Consider the following 19,590-nt stretch of genomic DNA (forward strand, 5'->3'; position numbering starts at 1 on the left):
TTTCGTTTCCACCGTCCCTCCGTCTGTCCAGGCTGTTCGTCAGTCACCCGACCGGACAAGTCCCGACCTCTATACTTCAAGCGCACCCGTCTACCAGATGGAGGTTGGCCATGGCCGCCTACTGCGCCTCCAGCGAGGAAGTCGAATACCTCAACCGCGCCCTGCGTACGCTGAGCGGCTGCAATCGCGCCCTTCTACGCGCCGAAGACCCGTGTTTCCTGTTCAAGGAAATCTGCCGCGTAGTCGTAGAAGAAGGTGGCTACCGCATGGCCTGGGTCGGTCGCGCCGAGCATGACGAAGCGCAGTCGGTGACTCCCCTGGCGCATGTGGGACTGGATAAAGAATATGTCGACTCGCTAAACATCACCTGGGCCGACCGCGAGCGGGGACAGGGCACCACGGGTACGGCCATCCGCACCGGCACCCCAACTATTACGCGCAATATCCTCACCGACCCCAGGCTCAGCCCTTGGCGGGAAAGCGCGGTAACCCACGGTATCGCCTCGGTCCTGTCTCTACCCCTGCGGGTGGAAGGCCAAATCTTTGGCGCCCTCGCCATCTGTGCCAAAGAACCCGACGCCTTTGGCGAACGCGAACTGGAACTGCTCAGCGAAGCCGCCGATGACTTGGCCTTCGGCCTCCAGGCACTGCGCAGCAAGGCCCACCGCCGACAGGCCGAACTCCAGGTGGAAGCCCTCAATCGCGCCCTGACGACTCGCGTGGCGGTCAACCATGCGGTGATCCACGCTGCTAGCGAAACCCCGCTGCTGGCAGATATCTGCCGGGTCCTGGTGGATGAATGCGGTTATTGCCAGGCCTGGGTCGACTATCGCCAAGACGATCCGGCGCATCCATATAAGGTGATGGCATGCCACGCCGCTAATGGCATCTGCCAGGGATGGGGCGCCGGCAGCCATGACCGAAACTTCCATGGCGAACTGGAGCAGGCGCTGCTCGCCGGCAGTCCGTTGGTAATGCGTGACCTGCTCAATGATTCCGCCGCGGCACTGCATGAGGAAGCCCTGGAGCTTGGTTTCTCCGGCGCACTGGCACTCCCCCTTCACGTGGAAGAAAAACCCATCGGCATGCTGGTGATCATGGCCGCCAGCGCCGATGCCTTCGATGAAAAGGAAGTGGAACTGCTCCTGGCCATGGCCAACGATCTGGGTTTCGGCATCGCCACGCTGCGCACCCGATCCCGCGCCCTGGAAGCCGAAGCGACCATCCGCAGGATGGCCTATGAAGACGCGCTGACCGGCCTGCCCAACAGGGTACGCCTGCACGAGCTGCTGGACACCGCCATCGCCACTGCCCGCCAGGAACGCCGCCCCTTTGGCCTGCTGCACCTGGAAATCGCGCGCAACCAGGAGATCAACGAGACCCTCGGCTATCGCGAAGGCGACCGCCTGCAGATCGAGATCGCGTCCCGCCTGAAGCAGGTGGTGGGGCCGGAACGAACCGTGGCAAGAATGGGTGAGTGTGAATTCGCTGTGCTAATGCCTAATAGCGGTGCCGAGCACGCCTCGCAATTGGCCAAGCAGATTCTCACCGCGCTGTACGACCCGGTGGAGCTTTCCGGCCTCTATCTGGAAGCCCGCGCCAGCATCGGCATTGCTCTCTACCCCGGCCACGGCACGGCGCCAGAAGCGCTGATCCGCCGCTCTGGCAGTGCCATGGAACAGGCCAAGCGCTCCAATGCGGGCTTCGCGGTGTTCCAGGGCGGACTCGATCAGGAATGCGCCCAGCACCTGACGCTGATGGGCGACCTGCGCCGCGCCATCGATCGCAACGAACTGCTGCTCTACTACCAACCCAAAGTGGATATCGCCAGCAATCGCGTTTGTGGCACTGAGGCCCTGGTGCGCTGGCGCCATCCGCAACACGGCATGCTGCCTCCGGACGAATTCGTCCGCCTTGCGGAGAACACCGGCCTGATCACCCCGCTGACCCTCTGGGTGCTGGATACCGCCCTGGGCCAACGATATGCCTGGCATGAGGAGGGCGATGAACGACCGATATCGGTCAATCTCTCCGCCCACGACCTGCGAGACCCTCGCCTGCTGGAGCGCATCAAGGGCTCCTTCGCCACCTGGGGCGCCAAGCCCCACTGGATCGAGTTCGAGCTGACCGAAAGCGCACTGATGGAAGACCCGGTTGCCTCGATGCAAACCCTCAGCGCACTCAAGGAACTGGACGCCCACCTGACCATTGACGACTTCGGCACCGGTTACTCGTCCCTTGCCTATCTGCAGAGACTGCCGGTGGATTCGCTGAAGATCGACCAGTCCTTCGTGACCGCCATGACCAGCAACGACGGTTCGGCGAAGATCGTTCGCTCCATCATCGAGCTAGCGCATAACCTGGATTTGACGGTCGTCGCCGAAGGGGTCGAAGACCAGCTGACCTTCAACCAGCTCGGCCAGTACGGCTGCGATATCGCCCAGGGCTACAAGATCAGCCAGCCGATCCCTGCCGATCAGTTCCGCGATTGGGAGACCCGCTCGGTCTGGCATTGACCGGCGGGGCCTCCGGCCGCGACAAATTGCCGCTCGCCTCCTGTCCTCCCCGAATCCCCGCTACAGCCGCCCTCCCGCGCTCGCCTAGACTTGGCGCTACACCCGGCTGTCCCACGTGTTTCCGTGCGGCCCTGCCGGCCATGAAAAAAGTTCTGCCAGACACTTGGAACTTGCTGTCGGCGCCCACACACAGTGGCGCACATTGCCTAGAGGTGCTTGATGCGCGCCAACACTCCGCCAGCGGAAAACCCGGCCAACGGCCCACTCAACGAAGAACCCGCCCCGCTACGCTGGCTGGATGGCCTCACGGCTTATCGGCAGTGGATCGTCGTCGCGTTCACCCTGCTGGTCTTCGTCCTCGGCCTGCTGGCGTGCTGGCACCTGCTGCGAGAACTGGACCCCGATGCATTGCGTGGTGCCATCCATGACGTCCCTGGCACCAGCCTGCTGTTGGCCCTGGGTGCCACCGCAGTCAGTTTCATCGCCTACATCGGCTACGAGTGGTCCGGCTGCCGCTTCGCCGGAGTGCACCTGCCCTTGCAGCGCATGGCACTCGGCAGCTTCTGTGCGTCAGGGGTCGGCAATGCCGTTGGCTTGTCCATGCTCACCGGCGGCTCGGTGCGCTTTCGCCTCTACGGGCGCAACGATCTCGGCGCAGGCGACATCGCCCGCATCACCCTGTTCGCCAGCCTGGCCCTGGGTTCTGCACTCCCCCCCCTGGCCGCCCTTGCCGCACTGAGCGCCCCGGCTGCCGCCTCCCTTGCCCTGGGCCTGCCGAAAAACCTGGTGATCATCCTTGCGATGGGTGTATTGCTGGCCAGTGGCGGACTCATCCTCTGGATTTCGCGACACCGTGCAGCAGAGCCGCCAGTGCCCGGCTGTATCGACCTGCCTCTGGGCAATCGCAGCGTGCGCCTGCCGGGTCTGCGTCTATCGGCACTGCAGTTGCTGATCACGGTGGTGGACGTCTGTGCCGCAGCCTGCGTGCTCTATGTCCTGCTGCCGGAAGCGCCGCCCCTCGGTGCATTCCTGCTGGTGTACATGCTCGCCCTGGCCGCTGGCGTGCTCAGCCATGTACCCGGCGGAGTCGGTGTATTCGAGGCTGTGCTGCTGGCAGCCTTCGCTGGCCAGTTGGGCGCCGCACCACTGGCAGCCGCACTGCTCCTCTACCGTTTGATCTATGTCGGCCTGCCACTGGTGCTGGCTTGCCTGTTGTTGCTCGCCAATGAGGCCCAACGCCTGTTCCCCGCTAGTCGCCAGGCCCTTCGCGCCGCTTCAGGCCTTGCAGCGCCGGTACTTTCGCTACTGGTGTTTCTGAGCGGCGTGGTGCTGCTGTTCTCCGGCGTCACCCCGGCAGCCGACGTCCGCCTGGAGCACCTTAGCTTCCTCATTCCCCATCGCTTGATCGATGCCTCGCACCTGGTCGCCAGCCTTGTCGGCGTGCTCTGCCTGTTGCTGGCCCACGGCCTGAGGCACCGCCTGTCGGCGGCCTGGGCGTTGACCGTGGTGCTGCTGCTGACGGGTGCCGGGATGTCACTGCTCAAGGGCTTCGACTGGGAAGAAGCCAGCCTGCTGACCATGACGGCCGTGCTGCTGGCCATCTTCCGTACCGCCTTCTACCGCCCCAGCCGCCTGCTGGAGATGCCCTTCTCGCCGCTCAACCTGGCAGCCAGTGCCTGCGTACTTCTGGCGGCGATCTGGGTGATGTTCTTCGCCTTCCAGGACGTGCCCTACAGCCATGAACTCTGGTGGCAGTTCGAAGTGGATGGCGATGCGCCCCGCGCACTTCGCGCCTCCCTGGCCAGTGGCGTGCTGCTGGCCGGTATCGCCCTGGCCTGGCTGTTGCGCCCAGTGCCGCCGACCATCCACGAGCCCACTGACGACGAACTGCGGCGCGCCGCAGACGTGATCCGTGCCTCCGACCAGCCCGACGGCGGTCTGGTGCTGACCGGCGACAAGGCCCTGCTGTTCCATCCGCAAGGCGACGCGTTCCTCATGTACGCCCGCCGTGGCCGTAGCCTGGTCGCCCTGTTCGACCCCATCGGCCCGGCGCACCGGCGCGCCGAGTTGATCTGGCAGTTCCGCGACCTGTGCGACCACCATCATGCGAGGCCGGTGTTCTACCAGGTTCGCGCAGAAAACCTGCCCTACTACATGGACATTGGCCTGTCGGCGCTGAAGCTGGGCGAGGAAGCGCGCGTCGACTTGCCCCGCTTCGACCTGGAAGCCAAGAACAAGGCCATGAAGGACCTGCGCTACACCCTGAGCCGTGGCCAGCGCGACGGCCTCAGCCTGCAGATCTACGAAGTCGGAACCGCGCCGCTCGACCAGCTCCAGTCCATTTCCGAAGCCTGGATGCAAGGCAAACAGGCACGAGAGAAAGGCTTCTCGCTCGGTCGCTTCGACCCGGACTACCTGAACCACTTCCGCATCGCTACCATTCAGTTCGAGGGCAAGCCGGTGGCCTTCGCCAACCTGCTGGAGACCGAAGGCAACATTCTCTCCAGCATCGACCTGATGCGCGTTCACCCTCACGCACCCAAGCTGACCATGGAGTTCCTCATGCTCAGCCTGTTGTTGCACTACAAGGAGCGCGGCCATGCCCGATTCAGCCTGGGCATGGTCCCGCTGGCCGGCCTGCAACCGCGCCGCGGTGCACCTCTGACCCAGCGCCTCGGCGCCCTCATTTTCCGCCGTGGCGAGCAGTTCTATAACTTCCAGGGCCTGCGTCGCTTCAAGGAAAAATTCCAGCCCGACTGGGAACCGCGCTACATGGCGGTGCCCGCTGGCCTCGACCCGCTGGTGGCACTGGCCGATACCGCAGCCCTGATCGCGGGCGGTTTCACAGGTTTGGTAAAACGCTGAGGTGCTCATGCTCAAGCGCAATTGGCGGCGCCTGCTGCTGATCCTGGTTCTCGCCCTGGTCGGTACCGCCCTGTTGATCTGGAGCCGCCCAGCGCCCCAAGCCCGGCTGGATCACCTGAAATCGCCGGACGGCAGTGCCATAACCCTGGCCAGCCCGGCTGGCGCCCTACAGCACCGCGTCCTGTTGCTGGCCAGCGGCGACCAGCGCCTGGCCGACACCGACCTGCTGGCCCTGGCCCGCGGCGGTAATGCCCGCCTGCTGCAAGTGGACTTGCCGGAGAAAAATTGCGCGGCGCAGCAGCAGCGTCTGCAGCAGGCCCGTAACACCCTCGGCGGCGAACCTGATCTGGTGGCAGGGATCGGCCCGGGGGCCTCCTTCGCCTGGCGTTGGCTGGCCGGCCAGGGCGATGACAACGCCCAGGCCGTGTCCATCGACTTCAGCCTGGACACCCCGGACTGCCCCGCCGCCCTGCCCAACCAGGCTCCCCACGGCCACTGGCTGGCTGCATGGAACGACAACCCGGACGACCCTAGCGCCGCATTCGCACGCAACCAGGCCAACGCCGAAACCCTGATCAGCGACTACGACACCAGCCTCGTGCAATTGCTCCAGCAGCGCCTCGCCAGCCTGCTGCAAGGCCAGGGCGAGCCGTTGCCGGTCGTGGAAGTGCCAGCGGCCAAACCCGTCGAAACCGTCACCCTGTTCTATTCCGGTGACGGCGGCTGGCGCGACCTGGATCGCGCCGTGGCGGACGAAATGGCCAAGCGTAGCCATTCAGTGGTCGGCATCGATTCGCTGCGCTACTTCTGGCAGCACAAGAGCCCGGAACAGGGCGCCGCCGATCTCAGCCGACTGATGAAGCAATACCGCGAAAAGTGGGGCGCCAAGCGCTTCGTGTTGGCGGGCTACTCGTTTGGCGCCGACGTGCTACCGGCCTTCTACAACCGTCTGCCCAAGGCCGACCAGGACCAGGTGGACGCCATCCTGCTGCTGGCCCTGGCGCGCAGCGGCAGCTTCGAAATCGAAGTACAAGGCTGGCTCGGCAAAGCCGGCCAGGAAGCCGCCACCGCTCCGGAACTGGCCAGGTTGCCTGCAGCCAAGGTGCTGTGCGTGTTCGGCAAGGACGAAGCCAATGAAAGCGGATGCACCCAACCGGGCGCCGTCGGGGAAAATCTGGAGCTTCCGGGTGGCCACCATTACGACGAGAAATATCCGGCATTGGCGGAGAAACTGCTGGCAGCAGTAGAGAAACGGCAGGATTCCCTGGCCAGGGATTGATCTGGGTTCAGATTCGCTTAAGGCAAGGCGACTATTCTCTTCGGCTGTTTCGCATAACGAGAAAGAGGAACCGTGATGAGTCTCAAGAACACACCCGCCCGCTATGGGAGCCTGTCCATCGCCCTGCACTGGCTGATGCTGGTACTGATCGCCGCCGTGTATGCCTGCATCGAGCTGAAGGGCAACTTTCCCAAAGGCAGCGAAGCCCGCGAACTTCTCAAGCACTGGCACTTCATGCTCGGCCTGGCAGTGCTCTTCCTGGTCGGGCTGCGCCTGATCGGACGAATGACTTCCCCAACCCCGGCCATCGAACCCGCACCGGCAAGCTGGCAGAACGCCCTCTCCAAGCTGATGCACCTGGCGCTCTACGCCCTGATGATCGGTGCCCCCCTGGCCGGTTGGCTGATCCTCAGCGCCGCAGGCAAGCCCATCCCCTTCTTCGGCCTGGAACTGCCGGCACTGATTGGCCCGAACAAGGAACTGGCCGGCCAGATCAAGGAGCTCCACGAGTTGGCGGGCACCGCCGGCTACTGGCTGATCGGCCTACACGCCGTGGCCGCGCTGTTCCACCACTATGTGAGCCGGGACAACACCCTGGCGCGTATGTTGCCAGGCAAGAGCTGATACCAGGCTCCCAGCAGGGTGCGCCGCGCGCACCGGAAGCATCGCGCGATGTTCCGGTGCGCATGACGCACCCTACTTGCAAGGTTTCAAATTTCCACCTGCGTCCCCAGCTCGATCACCCGGTTCAGCGGCAGGTTGAAGTACTTCAGGTTGCTGTTGGCGTTCTTCAGCAGGAAGGCGAAAAGCGCCTCCCGCCAACGCGCCATGCCAATGCGCTTAGTGGGAATCACCGTCTCGCGACTGAGGAAGTAGGTGGTGCTCATCGGGCTGAAATCCAGCTCATTGAGGTGACAGAGCTTCAGCGCCGCCGGCACGTCCGGTTCTTCGATGAAACCGAAGTGCAGGATCACCCGGAAGAAACCATCGCCGTAGGCGTCCACCTCGAAACGCCGATCTGGCGCCACCCGCGGCGTGTCCTCGCTGATAACCGTCAGTAGCACTACCTGCCCATGCAGCACCTGGTTGTGCAGCAGGTTGTGCAACAGCGCGTGGGGCACGGCGTCCGTCCGCGCGGTGAGGAACACGGCAGTACCCTGCACCCGATGGGGCGGCTGCGAACGGATGCTGGCGATGAACAGCGGCAATGGCAACGCGGTTTCGTCCAGGCGCTCGACCACGATCTGCTTGCCACGCTTCCAGGTGGTCATCAGGATGAACAAGGCAGTACCGGCAACAACCGGGAAGGCACCACCCTGGAGGATCTTCGGCACGTTGGCGGCGAAGAACAGGCTATCGACGAAGAGAAAGCCGAGCAGCACCGGAACCGCCAGCCACCAGGGCGTTTTCCACAGCAGCAGCATCACCACGGACACCAACAGGGTGGTGATCAGCATGGTCCCCGTCACCGCCACGCCGTACGCCGAGGCCAGCGCCCCAGACGACTCGAAGCCCAGCACCAGCAGCACAACGCCCACCATCAACGCCCAGTTCACGGCGCCGATATAGATCTGTCCCTGCTCCTGCTGCGACGTGTGCTGCACGAACATGCGTGGTATGTACCCCAGCTGCATGGCCTGATGAGTCAGGGAGAATGCTCCGGATATCACCGCCTGGGACGCGATCACGGTGGCCAGGGTAGACAGCAGCACCATGGGCAGCAGCGCCCAGCCCGGTGCCAATAAGTAGAAAGGGTTTCGCGCCGCGTTGGCATCACCAAGGATCGCCGCACCCTGGCCGAAGTAATTCAGCACCAGCCCCGGTAGCACCAGGAAGAACCAGGCGCGGGCGATAGGTTTGCGGCCAAAGTGACCCATATCGGCGTAGAGCGCCTCGGCCCCGGTCAGGGCCAACACCACCGCCCCGAGAATGGCCACGCCGACGGCCGGATGGGTAATGAAGAAATGTAAGCACCAGTATGGGTTTATCGCCTTGAGCACTTCGGGCTGCTGGAGTATCCCGTAGAGCCCGAGGGCACCCAGCACGCTGAACCAGAGCACCATGATCGGCCCGAAGAAAATCCCGATCCGCGCGGTGCCGTGTTTCTGGATCAGAAACAGCCCTACCAGCACGATCAACGATAGCGGCACCACCCAGTGGCTGATGCCATCGAACGCCAGATCGAGGCCCTCGATAGCCGAGAGAACCGAGATTGCCGGGGTGATCATGCTGTCGCCATAGAACAGCGCCGTGCCAAACAGGCCGAGCAGCAACACCGCCAGTTTCAGCCTGGGGTATGACCTGGCGGCACGCTGGGCCAGGGCGGTCAACGCCATGGCGCCGCCTTCCCCGTCGTTATCGGCGCGCAGCACGAACAGCATGTACTTGATCGAGACCACCCAGATCAGCGACCAGAAGATCAGTGAAAGTACCCCCAGAACCCCGTCATGGTTGACCTGGACTCCATACTGTTCGGAAAACACTTCCTTGAGGGTGTACAGCGGGCTGGTGCCGATATCGCCGTAGACCACTCCCGCTGCGGCGACCAGCATGCCGAGGCCGGAAGCCGTATGTCCGGCTTGCTGCTCGGCAGGTTGCGTGATGCTCTCGCTCATCTGAACCTTCCTGTTGATGACTGTTGCCGCGCATCATTTGAGAAGCCTTCCCGGCAATGAGAAGCATCCCACTCATCCCTCACCAGTTTCCTAAAGGCTAGCCGCGAAATGACAACAGATGAGGGTGGAAATGGTCCGCGCCTGCCGCTAGAATTGCGCACTTTTTGATCAGAGGCGCCCTCCCGAGCGCCCATCGAGGTTAGCCGCAATGTCCACCGCTACTCCAAAAGTCGGATTCGTCAGCCTGGGTTGCCCAAAGGCCACTGTCGACTCCGAACGCATCCTCACCCAGCTGCGCATGGAAGGCTACGAGATCGTGCCGACCTACCAGGATGCCGACGTAGTAGTGGTAAACACCTGCGGTTTCATCGACAGCGCCAAGGCCGAATCCCTGGACGCCATCGGTGAAGCCATCGCAGAGAACGGCAAGGTGATCGTCACCGGTTGCATGGGTGTTTCCGAAGACTCCATTCGTGACGTGCACCCGAGCGTACTGGCCGTGACCGGTCCTCAGCAGTACGAGCAAGTGGTCAGTGCCGTGCACGAGGTGATTCCGCCAAAGGCCGACCACGACCCCTTCGTCGACCTGGTACCGCCCCAGGGCATCAAGCTGACCCCGCGTCACTACGCCTACCTGAAGATTTCCGAAGGCTGCAACCACAGCTGCAGCTTCTGCATCATCCCCTCCATGCGCGGCCGCTTGGTCAGCCGCCCTGTAGGCGACGTGCTCTCCGAGGCCGAGCGCCTGGTCAAGGCCGGCGTGAAGGAACTGCTGGTGATCTCCCAGGACACCAGCGCCTACGGCGTCGACCTCAAGTACAAACTGGACTTCTGGAACGGTCAGCCGGTGAAGACCCGCATGCTGGAGCTGTGCGAAGCCCTGTCCGCAATGGGCGTCTGGGTCCGCCTGCACTACGTCTATCCGTACCCCAACGTGGATGACGTGATCCCGCTGATGGCTGAGGGAAAACTGCTGCCCTACCTGGACATCCCCTTCCAGCACGCCAGCCCGAAAGTGCTCAAGTCGATGAAGCGTCCGGCCTTCGAGGACAAGACCCTGGCCCGCATCAAGAAGTGGCGCGAGATCTGCCCGGACCTGACCATCCGCTCCACCTTCATCGTCGGCTTCCCCGGCGAAACCGAGGAAGACTTCCAGTACCTTCTGGACTGGCTGACCGAAGCCCAGCTGGATCGCGTCGGCTGCTTCCAGTACTCCCCCGTGGACGGCGCACCGGCCAACGACCTCGGCCTGGAGCCGGTACCGGACGACGTGAAGCAGGACCGCTGGGAGCGTTTCATGGCGCACCAGCAGGCTATTTCCACCGCTCGCCTGCAGCTGAAGATTGGCCGGGAAATGGACGTGCTGATCGACGAGGTGGACGACGAAGGCGCCGTGGCCCGTTCCTGGGCGGACGCGCCGGAAATCGATGGCAGCGTGTTCATCGAATCCACCAGCGTGAAGCCGGGCGACAAGGTCCGCGTACGCATCGTCGACGCCGACGAGTACGACATGTGGGCCGAGCTGGTCTGAGTCGATAGATGAATGAAAGGGCCCCGCTGATGCGGGGCTTTTCCTTTTGGGCAAACTCACGCGCCCTATTAGTCGTAGGATGTGGTTGAGCGCAGCGACACCCATCACCGGAGCCTGACCATGCTCAAGGTCTTCTACGACGGCGCCTGTCCTCGCTGTAATGCCGATCGCCACTGGTACGAATCCCTTCCAAGGGCTGCCGAAGGTGTGGAATGGATCGACATCACCGGCCGCGACGCAGAACTGCGCACCCTTGGTATCGACCCCTACCTCGCGCTCACCGAACTCCATGTCCAGGATGAAGCCGGCCGAGTTCACCGCGAACTGGACGCCTACATCCTCCTGCTCGCCCGTGTTCCCAGACTGGCGCCGCTGGCCTGGCTGATCGGCCTGCCGCTCATCAAACCACTTCTGTCACTGGCTTACCGCCACTGGGTACTGCGCCGTCTGCGCCGGGACGGCAGGCTCTAGGGGCACCGTCTAGACTCGCTTCATCCATGGACCACGCGGAACCAGAACAATGACTACCGAGAACCGCCAGGTAACCCTCTACCACTGCCCCTACACCCGATCCACGGGTGCGCTGACCCTGCTGGAAGAACTGGGCGTGGAGTACAACCTCCATGTGATGAATATGAAGACAGGCGAACAGCGCAAGCCCGAGTTTCTCGCCATCAACCCCATGGGCAAGGTGCCCACCATCACCCATGGCGATGCGGTAGTCACCGAGCAGGTTTCGGTCTACCTCTATCTCGCCGATATATATCCAGAAGCCAAGCTGGCGCCAACGCTGGGCGATCCATTGCGCGGGCCTTATCTGCGCTGGATGGTGTTCTACGGCTCGTGCTTCGAACCGGCTGTGGTGGATCGTGTGCAGAAGCGCGAGCCGATTCCAGAATCGCGCTCGCCATACGGCGATTTCGACAGCGTCATGAAGACCTTGCTCGGCCAGTTGAAGGACGGCCCCTGGCTACTGGGTGAACAGTTCACCGCCGCCGATGTGCTCTGGGGCAGCGCGTTGAACTGGACGACCCAGTTCGGCCTGATCCCGGAAGTGCCGGCGATCAAGGACTACATCGCACGCTTCATCGAACGTCCGGCCTACAAGCGAGCCTTGGCCAAGGATGCCGAATTGGCTGCTTCCCAGGCGGCTCCGGCGTGACAATGCCGCTTCATTCCGCACCTCGATAATGCCCCCGCCCCGGCCATGCCGGGGCTAGGGTATGGGCCTTTCCCGGCTCACTCGCGAGGTTCGCTATGCCCCCCTATTTCAGTCTTCAGGGCCGCACCGCCCTGGTCACCGGTGGTACCCGTGGCATCGGGCGGATGATCGCCCAGGGCTTTCTCGAGGCAGGTGCCCGCGTCTTCATTTGCGCCCGTGATGCCGAAGCCTGTCGTGAAACTGCAGCCGAACTCTCCGTCTACGGCGAATGCCAAGGCCTTGCCGCGGACCTCTCTAGCGAGGAAGGGGCCAGGGACCTGGCTGCTGCGCTGGCGCAACGCACGGAACAACTGGACATCCTGGTGAACAACGCCGGCACAACCTGGGGCGCGCCCTTGGAAAGTTATCCGGCAAAAGGCTGGGAGAAGGTCATGCAGCTCAACGTCACCTCCGTGTTCAGTTGTATCCAGCAGCTACTGCCCTTGCTGCGCAAGGCTGGCAGCGAAGCGAGCCCGGCCCGGGTGATCAATATCGGGTCGGTCGCGGGCATCACCTCCCATGGCGAGGAAGCCTACGCCTATGGTCCGAGCAAGGCTGCTCTGCATCAGCTGTCGCGAATGCTGGCGCGGGAACTGGTGGCGGAACACATCAACGTCAATGTGATCGCCCCTGGTCGCTTCCCCAGCAAGATGACCCGTTTCATCGCCAACGACCCGGAAGCCATGGCGCGCGATACCGCGCTGATTCCGATGAAGCGCTGGGGCCGGGGTGAAGAGATGGCGGCATTGGCTATCAGCCTGGCCAGCACCGCCGGGGCCTACATGACCGGTGCCATCATCCCCATCGACGGCGGTTTCCACCTGTAACCGGTCTATTGCGCGGTGCCCGGAGCGGCGCTAGGGTAGCCGCGCACGTCACCGGAATTACCCCATGCGCCTCACGCTCCTCACCTTGCTGCTCACTCTGGCCACCCCGAGTTTCGCCGCGCCGTCTCCCTTCTTCATCTGGCAAAGCAAGCTCGATGGTGCCCTGACCTGCGCCCAGACCAGTCCGGGCGAAGGCTGGCAGCGCCTCGGCGGAGCCTTCCGCGACGCCGGCTGCCGCGTTCCTTACTGATATGCAGCACAACATTTCGCCGGTCGGCTACGTCCGTTCCTGCTTCAAGGAAAAATTCGCCATCCCCCGCCAGCCGCATCTGGCCCCTGCGGCCCGGGGCGTGCTGGAGCTTACGCCGCCTTTCGACACTGGCGATGCCGTGGCCGGCCTGGAGCAGGTCAGCCATGTCTGGCTGCTGTTCCTCTTCCACCAGGCACTGGAAGACAAGCCGCGCCTGAAGGTGCGTCCGCCACGGCTTGGCGGCAACCAGTCCATCGGCGTCTTTGCCAGTCGCTCCACCTACCGGCCCAACGGCATTGGTCAGTCGGTGGTGAAGCTGGAAAAGGTAGAGGCCGGCCGACTCTGGCTATCCGGGATCGACCTGCTGGACGGCACTCCGGTAATCGACATCAAACCCTATGTGCCCTACGCCGATTGCCAGGATGGCGCGCTGAATGCCATCGCCGACGCTGCACCTGAACTCATTCCAGTGGAATGGGAGCCAACCGCCCTGCTCCAGGCCCATGAGCACGGCCAGCGCCTGGGTGAGCCCCTGACCGAATTGATCGAACAGTGCCTCGCCCAGGACCCACGCCCGGCCTATCAGAAGCCTGAGCCCGAACGCCGTTACGGCACCCGGCTGTGGGACGTGGATGTGCGCTGGCACTACCCGGAACCCGGACGGATTCGCGTGCTGGAAATCGCGCAAGGTTGAAACTGTGGGAGCGATTTGGATCGCGAATGAACTCGCTCCCACAGTTTCGTGAATCACTTCTTCGATCCACCAATGACGCTCGACAGCAACGGTGGTGGGAATGAAGGGCGATTGCCACCCTTCAGACGCAGGAATCAGCGAGCGGCGTTGAACGCCAGGGAATCCGCTTCGATGCAATCCTGTTCGAGTATCAGAGGCTCCACCAGCGGCCGGCTGGCGAGGAAGTGCGGGGTCAGCATATGCGCCTCGAAGGCGGCTTCGTCGGTATAGACCTCGTAGAGCCAGATCAGGTCGGGGTCGCTGCGATCCTGCAGCACATCGAACACCAGACAACCGGGCTCGACTCGTACCGACGCAGCGGCGTTGATGCGCATGGCATCCATGAAGGCGTCCAGGCTACCGGGACGCAGGCGGGTCTTGAGAAGAAGGCAGTACACGTTGAACTCCGTTTTGTCTTATATTTACAAAAAATTGTATACAAAAACGGAGTCAAAGAAATGCCCAGCCGTCCAAGTCGCCTCAATGGCCTGCGCCATATCGCCATCGTCGTGCCCAATCTGGAAGAGTGCGAACGCTTCTACGTGGACGTACTGGGCATGGAAGTCCTCAACCGCGCCAACGAGGACCTGGTTTACCTAACCTGCGGTAACGACAATCTCTCCCTCGGCCGAGCCTTTGCTCCCAGTAGCGGCATGCAGGCGGTGGATCACTACGGCTTCGTGGTGGACAGCCTTGACGAGCTGGAGGCCTGGTTCCAGTACCTCAAGGCTCATGGCGTGACCATGCTTGACCGTCCCTTCGCCCATGGCGACGGCGCCTACAGCTTCCATGTGCTGGACCCGGCGGGGAACAAGATCCAGCCGATCTACCACCCGGCTATCTCCGGGCAGCGCTTCAGTTCCCCGGTCTGATTCTCCGGAAACGACAAAGCCCGCCAATTGGCGGGCTTTGTTCTGGAGCTGTCGAGGCTTACTTCTCTACGAAGGCGCGCTCGATCAGGTAGTCACCCGGCTCACGCATGCGTGCGGAGATCTTCAGGCCGAAGCTGTCGAGCACTTCGCTGGTCTCGTCGAGCATGCTCGGGCTGCCGCAGATCATCGCGCGGTCGTCCTGCGGGTTGATCGGCGGCAGGCCGATGTCCTCGAACAGCTTGCCGCTGCGCATCAGGTCGGTCAGGCGGCCCTGGTTCTCGAACGGCTCGCGGGTCACGGTGGGGTAGTAGATCAGCTTGTCTTTCACCGCCTCACCGAAGAACTCGTTCTTCGGCAGGTGCTCGGTGATGAACTCGCGGTAGGCAACTTCGTTCACGTAGCGCACGCCGTGCACCAGGATGACCTTCTCGAAACGCTCGTAGGTTTCCGGGTCCTGGATCACGCTCATGAAGGGGGCGAGGCCGGTGCCAGTGCTCAGCAGGTAGAGGTGCTTACCGGGGTTCAGGTCATCGAGGACCAGGGTGCCGGTGGGCTTCTTGCTGATAATGATCTCGTCGCCTTCCTTGAGGTGCTGCAGCTGGGAGGTCAGCGGACCATCCGGCACCTTGATGCTGAAGAACTCAAGGTGCTCTTCCCAGTTCGGGCTGGCGATGGAATAGGCGCGCATCAGCGGACGGCCGCTGGGCTGTTGCAGGCCGATCATGACGAACTGCCCGTTCTCGAAGCGCAGGCCCGGGTCGCGGGTGCACTTGAAGCTGAACAGCGTGTCGTTCCAGTGATGAACGCTGAGGATGCGTTCGGAGTTCATGTTGCTCATTTACGGGGCTCCGAAAGTTTGGGAAGTCGCCAGCGCCGCACTGGTCAGGGGGCGCAATTGCGCGACATTGTAATGACCGCCACAATATCTGTTAACTGAATTATCAAGATATAGGTTATCGGTTATATAGATATGCGATTTACTCTCAGACAGATCCAGGTCTATGTCGCCGTCGCCCAACAGGAAAGCGTCTCCCGTGCTGCGGAGCAGTTGTCGCTCTCCCAGTCGGCAACCAGTACCTCACTAACTGAACTGGAGCGCCAATCCGGCTGCCAGCTGTTCGATCGGGCCGGCAAGCGCCTCAGCCTCAGTGCCCTCGGTCGCCAGTTGTTGCCCCAGGCCGTCGCCCTGCTGGACCAGGCACGAGAGATCGAGGATCTACTCAATGGCAAGACTGGCTTCGGCTCCCTTGATGTCGGCGCCACACTCACCGTGGGTAACTATCTCGCCACACTGTTGATAGGCGCCTTCATGCAACGCCACCCGGAATGTCGCGTGAGCCTGCACGTGCAGAACACGGCGAATATCGTCCAGCAGATTGCCTTGTACGAACTTGATCTGGGTCTAATCGAAGGTGACTGTCAGCACCCGGATATCGAAGTCGTACCCTGGGTGGAGGATGAGTTGGTGGTGTTCTGCGCACCGCGGCATCCACTGGCAGCCAAGGGCCAGGCGAGCATGGAAGAACTCAGCCGCGAGGCCTGGATCCTTCGAGAACGGGGCTCAGGCACACGGCTGACCTTCGACCAGGCCATGCGTCATCACCCTACCCCGCTGAACATACGGCTTGAGCTTGAGCACACCGAGGCGATCAAGCGCGCGGTGGAGTCTGGGCTGGGCATAAGCTGCATCTCGCGGCTGGCCCTGCGCGATGCCTTCCGCCGTGGCAGCCTGGTGCCGCTGGAAACCCCGGGCATCGATTTGCGCCGGCAGTTCTACTTCATCTGGCACCGGCAGAAGTACCAGACAGCGGCCATGCGCGAGTTTCTCGACCAGTGCAGGGCATTGACCGCTGGCGTGAACCGAAGCGACGAGATCGTGCTACCACCGATAGCCTGAGGATTACCCGAGGAGGATCGTGGCCCAGACGGCGGTGATCAGGGTCAACGCCGTGAACTGAGCCGCACTGCCCATATCCTTGGCGTTCTTCGACAGCGGATGGCGCTCGAGCGAGATGCGGTCGATGGCCGCTTCCACCGCCGAGTTCAGCAGTTCGACAATCAGCGCCAACAGGCACGCGCCAATCATCAGGGCGCGTTCGCCACGACTGACATCGAGAAAGAAGGACAGCGGGATCAGTACCACATTGAGCAATACCAGCTGGCGGAAGGCAGCTTCGCCAGTGAAGGCGGCACGCAGGCCGTCGAAGGAATAGCCGGCGGCATTGAGGATGCGTTTGAGGCCAGTCTGGCCTTTGAATGGCGACATAGGAGAAGGGGCTTTAGAAAGGAGCGCGCAGCCTAACGCAACGCGCTTCAAATTTGCGTGAAATGCCGAACTCAGGCCGAAGGAATCGATTCCATCTGTTGCAGCAGCAGTGCAGCCTGGGTTCGCGTACGTACATTGAGCTTGCGGAAGATGGCCGTTACGTGGGCCTTCACCGTAGCTTCGGAGACATGCAGCTCGAATGCGATCTGCTTGTTCAACAGCCCTTCGCAGACCATGGTCAGTACGCGGAACTGCTGAGGCGTCAGGCTGGCGAGGCCTTCACTGGCCGCCTTGGCCTCATCGGACAGGGTCTGGGCCTCCTGGAGCTGAGGCGGCCACCAGGCGTCGCCATCGAGCACCGCGCGCACCGCGCTCTGGATCACTTCCAGTGGACTGGACTTGGGAATGAAGCCGCTCGCACCGAACTCACGCGAACGTGCGACTACCGCGGCCTCTTCCTGTGCAGAGATCATTACGACGGGAATCTGTGGGTACTGGCCACGCAATAACACCAGTCCGGAAAAGCCATAGGCGCCTGGCATGTTCAGATCGAGCAGGACCAGGTCCCAGTCGGCGCGCTCGCCCAGACGGGTCTCGAGTTCGGCAATGCTCGCCGCTTCCACCAGCCGTACATCAGGCCCGAGGCCCAGGGTCAGGGCTTGCTGCAAGGCGCTGCGAAACAGCGGGTGGTCATCGGCGATGAGAATTTCGTATGAGGCCATGGGCATGTCCTTTTTGTAATGGGCCCAGACACGCCTCTCTGGGGTGTGGAGAGGCATTTCGGCACGACGGGATACGCTAGCCAGGACCCGGAGCTTGATACGGGCAGGCCGTAAAGCGGCGCTCAGCATGCCGAGCCGGGACGGGGTGGTCAAGTCGAACGCTTTACGGCAAAGTTTCCGGCTTTTCCCGTCGAGAAACACCATGCGAAGCCAAGCACTGCGCGCCGATATCCTGATGCTGATCACTGCCGCCATCTGGGGCGCAGCTTTCGTCGCCCAGCGCCTGGGCATGGATGCGGTCGGCCCCTTCCTTTATACCGGCCTGCGCTTCGCCCTTGGCGCCCTGATCCTATTGCCCCTGCTGCTGGTGCTGCCCAAGCCAGCGGTCAAGCAACCACTCAATCGCGGCATGCTGCTCGGCGGCTTGCTGATGGGCCTGGCCCTGTCGCTGGGAATCAATCTGCAGCAGGTGGGCCTGCTGTTTACCAGCGTCACCAATTCCGGCTTCATCACCGGTCTCTACGTCATCATCGTGCCGCTGCTGGGACTCTTCCTCGGCCATCGCACTGGCATGGGGACCTGGCTGGGGGCCAGCCTGGCGGTCATCGGTATGTTCCTGCTCAGCGTCGGTGAAGGTTTCCAGGTTGCATCCGGTGACTGGCTGCAGCTGGCTGGCGCCTGCGTCTGGGGCGTGCATGTGCTGCTGGTGGGTTTCTTTGCCAGCCGCTATGACCCGATCCGCCTTGCGATCCTGCAATTCGCGGTATGCGCGTTGGTGAGCCTGGTGCTGGCCGTCGTGTTCGAAGAGATCCGGATAGACGCCATCCTCCAGGCCGGCCCGGCCATTCTCTATGGCGGCGTTATCGCCGTCGCCATCGGTTACACCCTACAGGTGGTAGCGCAGCGCCACGCCATCGCCTCCCACGCCGCCATCATCCTCTCCCTGGAAGCGGTGTTCGCCGCTATCGCAGGTGCCCTGCTGCTGGATGAGTCCCTGCACACACGCGGCTACTTCGGCTGTGCCCTGATGTTCGCCGGCATGCTGGTGGCCCAGCTCTGGCCGCAGAAGCGTGAAGTGCAGGCGAGCCCGACCAGCGCCGAAGCCTGATCAGAGGAAAACACTGAGCGCCTGATGCGCCGGACTTGCCTCGTCCAGGGGCAACTTCCGCTTGGCGCCCAGGTAGCGTTCAGTGAACACATCCAGATAGGCGTTCAGCGCGCCACCGGCCTGTTCGTCACCGGCCAGCTCCAGGCAAAGCGCACCGACTTCGGCGGTGCATAGGTGCTCCTCGCGAGTGGAGCGGCGCAAGCGATAGCGGGAAATCTGCTCCGGGGTCAGGCTCAGCACTGGGAAGCGATCCAGATAGGGGCTCTTGCGGAACATCTTGCGCGCCTCGGTCCAGGTGGCATCGAGCAGGATAAACAGTGGCCGCTTGCCCGCCCCCGTCTCGACGTGATCCACCACACGCTCCGGCTCCGCATACTCGCCTGGAAACACCAGGTACGGCTGCCACTGCGAGTCTTCCAGCAGCGCCAGCAGTGCCTCATCCACCTCGGTGCGCGACCAGCCAAAAGCCCAGGTATCGGGCACCAGATCCGCAATCAGCCAACCGGTGTTGCTCGGTTTCATTGGCTCGGAGTGATACATCATCAGGCACACGCCGGAGCGCACAGGGACCTTGGGGCGCCAGGCGCAGAAGCAATACTCGAAAGCGACCCGGCACCCCGGGCAGCGGGGCGAACGCGATCCACGGGCCACGAAGGGACGGGTGCTGCGCGCAAGACACTCGGCGCGCAGGCGGAAAACAGCGTGACTCATCGAAGCGGATTCCAGTACGGCAGCTGATCAGCCCGCATACCGAATGGTGGCAGGTGAAATCAGATTGATCGGAAAGAATCGAGCGATTCTACCA

At 62.8% G+C, this 19,590-nt stretch carries 19 protein-coding genes; 13 read left to right on the forward strand and 6 right to left on the reverse strand.

Annotation, left to right across the window (positions count from 1 at the left end):
- The first annotated feature begins 110 nt into the window (after positions 1 to 110).
- The 4 genes from SA496_RS19735 to SA496_RS19750 all read left to right on the forward strand — a co-directional run bounded on the left by SA496_RS19735 (position 111) and on the right by SA496_RS19750 (position 7,284).
- Complete coding sequence (locus SA496_RS19735) at positions 111 to 2,516, forward strand: bifunctional diguanylate cyclase/phosphodiesterase (protein WP_120654909.1); 2,406 nt, start codon at positions 111 to 113, stop codon at positions 2,514 to 2,516.
- Between the two features lie 219 nt (positions 2,517 to 2,735).
- Positions 2,736 to 5,381 carry a bifunctional lysylphosphatidylglycerol flippase/synthetase MprF gene (gene mprF, locus SA496_RS19740; RefSeq protein WP_153920849.1) on the forward strand — a complete coding sequence of 882 codons (2,646 nt, stop codon included), beginning with the start codon at positions 2,736 to 2,738 and terminating at the stop codon, positions 5,379 to 5,381.
- 7 nt (positions 5,382 to 5,388) lie between these two features.
- Positions 5,389 to 6,660 (forward strand): virulence factor family protein, encoded by a 1,272-nt coding sequence (locus SA496_RS19745; protein WP_330114342.1) that lies wholly within the window; start codon positions 5,389 to 5,391, stop codon positions 6,658 to 6,660.
- Between the two features lie 75 nt (positions 6,661 to 6,735).
- Positions 6,736 to 7,284, forward strand: coding sequence for a cytochrome b (locus tag SA496_RS19750; RefSeq protein ID WP_120654906.1), 549 nt, complete (start codon positions 6,736 to 6,738; stop codon positions 7,282 to 7,284).
- A gap of 86 nt (positions 7,285 to 7,370) precedes the next feature.
- On the opposite strand, the gene SA496_RS19755 is transcribed toward SA496_RS19750, so the two are convergent.
- Positions 7,371 to 9,275: a potassium transporter Kup gene (locus SA496_RS19755; protein ID WP_330114343.1), complete on the reverse strand. Its 1,905-nt coding sequence runs from the start codon at positions 9,273 to 9,275 to the stop codon at positions 7,371 to 7,373.
- A gap of 208 nt (positions 9,276 to 9,483) precedes the next feature.
- Here SA496_RS19755 and rimO point away from each other — a divergent pair, with 208 nt between their 5' ends.
- The 6 genes from rimO to tsaA all read left to right on the forward strand — a co-directional run bounded on the left by rimO (position 9,484) and on the right by tsaA (position 13,778).
- Positions 9,484 to 10,806 (forward strand): 30S ribosomal protein S12 methylthiotransferase RimO, encoded by a 1,323-nt coding sequence (rimO, locus tag SA496_RS19760; RefSeq protein WP_120654904.1) that lies wholly within the window; start codon positions 9,484 to 9,486, stop codon positions 10,804 to 10,806.
- A 120-nt stretch (positions 10,807 to 10,926) separates the two neighbouring features.
- On the forward strand, positions 10,927 to 11,277 hold the full coding sequence (locus SA496_RS19765) for a thiol-disulfide oxidoreductase DCC family protein (RefSeq protein WP_120654903.1): 351 nt from the start codon (positions 10,927 to 10,929) through the stop codon (positions 11,275 to 11,277).
- Between the two features lie 49 nt (positions 11,278 to 11,326).
- The gene (locus SA496_RS19770; RefSeq protein ID WP_120654902.1) at positions 11,327 to 11,968 is read left to right on the forward strand and encodes a glutathione S-transferase family protein; all 642 of its coding nucleotides are present in this window, start codon (positions 11,327 to 11,329) and stop codon (positions 11,966 to 11,968) included.
- A gap of 95 nt (positions 11,969 to 12,063) precedes the next feature.
- Entirely contained in the window at positions 12,064 to 12,834 is a 771-nt protein-coding gene (locus SA496_RS19775; protein ID WP_120654901.1) for an SDR family oxidoreductase, read from the forward strand.
- Between the two features lie 64 nt (positions 12,835 to 12,898).
- Positions 12,899 to 13,084, forward strand: a complete 186-nt coding sequence (locus SA496_RS19780; RefSeq protein ID WP_120654900.1) for a hypothetical protein — start codon at positions 12,899 to 12,901, stop codon at positions 13,082 to 13,084.
- A 1-nt stretch (position 13,085) separates the two neighbouring features.
- A complete protein-coding gene (gene tsaA / locus SA496_RS19785; RefSeq protein ID WP_120654899.1) occupies positions 13,086 to 13,778 on the forward strand; it encodes a tRNA (N6-threonylcarbamoyladenosine(37)-N6)-methyltransferase TrmO in 693 nt (230 codons plus the stop codon).
- Between the two features lie 134 nt (positions 13,779 to 13,912).
- Here the strand turns inward: tsaA and SA496_RS19790 are convergent, their stop codons facing one another.
- Positions 13,913 to 14,215, reverse strand: a complete 303-nt coding sequence (locus SA496_RS19790; protein WP_120654898.1) for a putative quinol monooxygenase — start codon at positions 14,213 to 14,215, stop codon at positions 13,913 to 13,915.
- Positions 14,216 to 14,275: 60 nt separating this feature from the next.
- Here SA496_RS19790 and SA496_RS19795 point away from each other — a divergent pair, with 60 nt between their 5' ends.
- Positions 14,276 to 14,689 (forward strand): VOC family protein, encoded by a 414-nt coding sequence (locus tag SA496_RS19795; RefSeq protein ID WP_120654897.1) that lies wholly within the window; start codon positions 14,276 to 14,278, stop codon positions 14,687 to 14,689.
- 58 nt (positions 14,690 to 14,747) lie between these two features.
- Here the strand turns inward: SA496_RS19795 and fpr are convergent, their stop codons facing one another.
- Positions 14,748 to 15,527: a ferredoxin-NADP reductase gene (gene fpr / locus SA496_RS19800; protein WP_120654896.1), complete on the reverse strand. Its 780-nt coding sequence runs from the start codon at positions 15,525 to 15,527 to the stop codon at positions 14,748 to 14,750.
- Positions 15,528 to 15,659: 132 nt separating this feature from the next.
- On the opposite strand from fpr, the gene SA496_RS19805 reads away from it, so the two are divergent.
- Entirely contained in the window at positions 15,660 to 16,586 is a 927-nt protein-coding gene (locus SA496_RS19805; RefSeq protein ID WP_120654895.1) for a LysR family transcriptional regulator, read from the forward strand.
- 3 nt (positions 16,587 to 16,589) lie between these two features.
- On the opposite strand, the gene SA496_RS19810 is transcribed toward SA496_RS19805, so the two are convergent.
- Positions 16,590 to 16,955, reverse strand: a complete 366-nt coding sequence (locus SA496_RS19810; RefSeq protein ID WP_077527711.1) for a diacylglycerol kinase — start codon at positions 16,953 to 16,955, stop codon at positions 16,590 to 16,592.
- Between the two features lie 71 nt (positions 16,956 to 17,026).
- Positions 17,027 to 17,677 carry a response regulator transcription factor ErdR gene (gene erdR, locus SA496_RS19815; protein ID WP_330114344.1) on the reverse strand — a complete coding sequence of 217 codons (651 nt, stop codon included), beginning with the start codon at positions 17,675 to 17,677 and terminating at the stop codon, positions 17,027 to 17,029.
- A gap of 127 nt (positions 17,678 to 17,804) precedes the next feature.
- Between erdR and SA496_RS19820 the strand changes: the two genes are divergently transcribed.
- On the forward strand, positions 17,805 to 18,785 hold the full coding sequence (locus tag SA496_RS19820; RefSeq protein ID WP_371924293.1) for a DMT family transporter: 981 nt from the start codon (positions 17,805 to 17,807) through the stop codon (positions 18,783 to 18,785).
- Here SA496_RS19820 and SA496_RS19825 read toward each other — a convergent pair whose 3' ends face one another.
- Complete coding sequence (locus SA496_RS19825) at positions 18,786 to 19,496, reverse strand: tRNA-uridine aminocarboxypropyltransferase (RefSeq protein WP_120654892.1); 711 nt, start codon at positions 19,494 to 19,496, stop codon at positions 18,786 to 18,788.
- Positions 19,497 to 19,590: the final 94 nt, after the last annotated feature.

This window comes from Pseudomonas sp. JS3066, from assembly GCF_036328175.1.
In the GTDB taxonomy this organism is placed as follows: Bacteria; Pseudomonadota; Gammaproteobacteria; order Pseudomonadales; family Pseudomonadaceae; genus Metapseudomonas.

What these genes read in the sequence shown, in the direction of transcription:
- SA496_RS19735 (WP_120654909.1), top strand. Translation starts at nt 111, where the DNA reads ATGGCCGCCTACTGCGCCTCCAGCGAGGAAGTCGAATACCTCAACCGC.
- mprF (WP_153920849.1), top strand. Translation starts at nt 2,736, where the DNA reads ATGCGCGCCAACACTCCGCCAGCGGAAAACCCGGCCAACGGCCCACTC.
- SA496_RS19745 (WP_330114342.1), top strand. Translation starts at nt 5,389, where the DNA reads ATGCTCAAGCGCAATTGGCGGCGCCTGCTGCTGATCCTGGTTCTCGCC.
- SA496_RS19750 (WP_120654906.1), top strand. Translation starts at nt 6,736, where the DNA reads ATGAGTCTCAAGAACACACCCGCCCGCTATGGGAGCCTGTCCATCGCC.
- SA496_RS19755 (WP_330114343.1), bottom strand. Translation starts at nt 9,275, where the DNA reads ATGAGCGAGAGCATCACGCAACCTGCCGAGCAGCAAGCCGGACATACG.
- rimO (WP_120654904.1), top strand. Translation starts at nt 9,484, where the DNA reads ATGTCCACCGCTACTCCAAAAGTCGGATTCGTCAGCCTGGGTTGCCCA.
- SA496_RS19765 (WP_120654903.1), top strand. Translation starts at nt 10,927, where the DNA reads ATGCTCAAGGTCTTCTACGACGGCGCCTGTCCTCGCTGTAATGCCGAT.
- SA496_RS19770 (WP_120654902.1), top strand. Translation starts at nt 11,327, where the DNA reads ATGACTACCGAGAACCGCCAGGTAACCCTCTACCACTGCCCCTACACC.
- SA496_RS19775 (WP_120654901.1), top strand. Translation starts at nt 12,064, where the DNA reads ATGCCCCCCTATTTCAGTCTTCAGGGCCGCACCGCCCTGGTCACCGGT.
- SA496_RS19780 (WP_120654900.1), top strand. Translation starts at nt 12,899, where the DNA reads ATGCGCCTCACGCTCCTCACCTTGCTGCTCACTCTGGCCACCCCGAGT.
- tsaA (WP_120654899.1), top strand. Translation starts at nt 13,086, where the DNA reads ATGCAGCACAACATTTCGCCGGTCGGCTACGTCCGTTCCTGCTTCAAG.
- SA496_RS19795 (WP_120654897.1), top strand. Translation starts at nt 14,276, where the DNA reads ATGCCCAGCCGTCCAAGTCGCCTCAATGGCCTGCGCCATATCGCCATC.
- fpr (WP_120654896.1), bottom strand. Translation starts at nt 15,527, where the DNA reads ATGAGCAACATGAACTCCGAACGCATCCTCAGCGTTCATCACTGGAAC.
- SA496_RS19805 (WP_120654895.1), top strand. Translation starts at nt 15,660, where the DNA reads ATGCGATTTACTCTCAGACAGATCCAGGTCTATGTCGCCGTCGCCCAA.
- SA496_RS19810 (WP_077527711.1), bottom strand. Translation starts at nt 16,955, where the DNA reads ATGTCGCCATTCAAAGGCCAGACTGGCCTCAAACGCATCCTCAATGCC.
- erdR (WP_330114344.1), bottom strand. Translation starts at nt 17,677, where the DNA reads ATGGCCTCATACGAAATTCTCATCGCCGATGACCACCCGCTGTTTCGC.
- SA496_RS19820 (WP_371924293.1), top strand. Translation starts at nt 17,805, where the DNA reads ATGCCGAGCCGGGACGGGGTGGTCAAGTCGAACGCTTTACGGCAAAGT.
- SA496_RS19825 (WP_120654892.1), bottom strand. Translation starts at nt 19,496, where the DNA reads ATGAGTCACGCTGTTTTCCGCCTGCGCGCCGAGTGTCTTGCGCGCAGC.